We start from the raw sequence: 1,714 nt of genomic DNA, 5'->3' as shown, positions 1-1,714 counted from the left end.
CACTCTTCGTATCACTGGCACTGCTTGCTACAGTAGCTGCTGATTGAGCAGCACTCTTCGTATCACTGGCACTGCTTGCTACAGTAGCTGCTGATGAAACAGCGCTCTTCGTATCACTAGTGCTGTTTACAGTGGCGGCAGTTAAGTTCCCTGAGGTGGTATCAGCATGAACTGCTACCGTTGATACCCCACCGAAGACAAAAAAAGACAGTGTAGCAATTGCGGCAAAAACGAATTTTTTGCCATCTTTATACATTTTATAATGTAATTTCTTTTCTCCCATTATAAATTTCTTCCCTTATATTGAGCTAACCTACTTTTAACTTACCTTTAATTATATACTTTTAGAATAGAATGACATACCTAATTCTGCAAAATAAAGCACTTTTTTGTAAATAGTCAGGGAGATATCATGAATCAGTCAACTTTTCAGCTACTTGGTAATGTTGCTTCAGCAGATTTCTACCTTTGTGAAGACAGTGATATTACTTTAATATCTGATAATAATGCCTATAATATGAAAGCTTTAGCCCAAGAAGCACTTAAACTGCGTGTTCCTAATTCTTTGACCGTTATTGATTTAAACAACTTCTACGTTGGTATGATCCCTATTGATCATAATCAGATATTGACCATGATTCCTCATATTAACACCACCAATATCCCATTCAATTATCAGGAAATCACTAATTTTATCGGGTCTAGAATTTTTGGTGTTGGAAAGTATTTCCATTCCAAAAGTACTAGGCCCTAATTTAAAAAGCCATTGATAATGGATCAAAAAAAGGCCAATAGGGTATACCCTATTGGCCGTTTTGAAAAATCGTTGTATTAAATCCAGAAAATTTCATTAATGAAATTTAAATCGAGGACTTCTTTAATTTTGAAATTCCTGTGGAAAAGTTAAAAACAAGTGCAAGGTTGACGTGATTAAATTTATTCAAAAGAAAGCCTATTTTTGGGAATTATTTTTTTTCAAAATATCAGCAATTTCTTGCAGGTATTGAGCTTCCATTGAGATTGGGGCAGTGGAAGCTTCTTTTTTAGGCATAATTTTATTGATACCTTTTACTAACAGGAATACAACAAAAGCAATAATTAGAAAATTGATAATGGAATTAATAAAGGCACCATACTTGAATGTTGCACTACCAACTTTAAAGGCAAGATCAGAAAAATCAATTTGTCCCAAGAAGATACCAATTAATGGATTAATTAAGTTATCAACTAATGACTTAACGATAGATGTAAAGGCAGCTCCAATAATGACACCAACTGCTAAGTCCATTACATTACCACGTGAAATAAACTCTTTGAATTCTTTTAACATACAAGTTTCTCCCTTAAATTTTTCAGCTTTTATAGTCATCAGTATTGGACTAGTCGTGCTAATGAAACTTTTGATTAACGGTTACTTTCTTATTAACGTAAGGTGACTTGGATTTAGTTTTGTCACGATGCTGCTTAATCAATAGAAAAATGCATGCACCAGCAATCAGTAGTAAGACAGGCCAAGATGTCAAAAAACGCCACAAAGCAATTAACAGCATTATTCCTAATATCCACCAAATCCATGAAGAAAAAAATTTATAGGTTGCCCAAATTATTATTAACGCTACCAATAAAATCATTTTTTTCCTCAATTGTCAAATCAAGTGCAACACTAAGAATCTATTCTTAGAAGTGGTCTAGTTGCTAAGCTAGTTCAGGCATT

Annotated in this window: 3 protein-coding genes; 1 reads left to right on the top strand and 2 read right to left on the bottom strand. The window is 33.8% G+C overall.

What is annotated here, in order from left to right; translation table 11 throughout:
- Positions 1–283 (bottom strand): KxYKxGKxW signal peptide domain-containing protein (locus EKM73_RS12680; protein ID WP_191988641.1); only part of this gene is annotated, 283 nt, incomplete at its 3' end.
- Positions 284–412: 129 nt separating this feature from the next.
- On the opposite strand from EKM73_RS12680, the gene EKM73_RS12675 reads away from it, so the two are divergent.
- Complete coding sequence (locus EKM73_RS12675) at positions 413–754, top strand: AraC family transcriptional regulator (protein WP_125702128.1); 342 nt, start codon at positions 413–415, stop codon at positions 752–754.
- 198 nt (positions 755–952) lie between these two features.
- Here the strand turns inward: EKM73_RS12675 and mscL are convergent, their stop codons facing one another.
- Positions 953–1,330 (bottom strand): large-conductance mechanosensitive channel protein MscL, encoded by a 378-nt coding sequence (mscL, locus tag EKM73_RS12670; protein ID WP_084989049.1) that lies wholly within the window; start codon positions 1,328–1,330, stop codon positions 953–955.
- Positions 1,331–1,714: the final 384 nt, after the last annotated feature.

The organism is Levilactobacillus fuyuanensis (genome assembly GCF_003946395.1).
In the GTDB taxonomy this organism is placed as follows: Bacteria; Bacillota; Bacilli; order Lactobacillales; family Lactobacillaceae; genus Levilactobacillus; species Levilactobacillus fuyuanensis.
Note: the sequence above shows the minus strand (reverse complement) of the source record. Positions and strands in the feature narration are given on the sequence as shown.

Coding starts and splice junctions, on each gene's coding strand:
- EKM73_RS12675 (WP_125702128.1), top strand. CDS start 413: ATGAATCAGTCAACTTTTCAGCTACTTGGTAATGTTGCTTCAGCAGAT.
- mscL (WP_084989049.1), bottom strand. CDS start 1,330: ATGTTAAAAGAATTCAAAGAGTTTATTTCACGTGGTAATGTAATGGAC.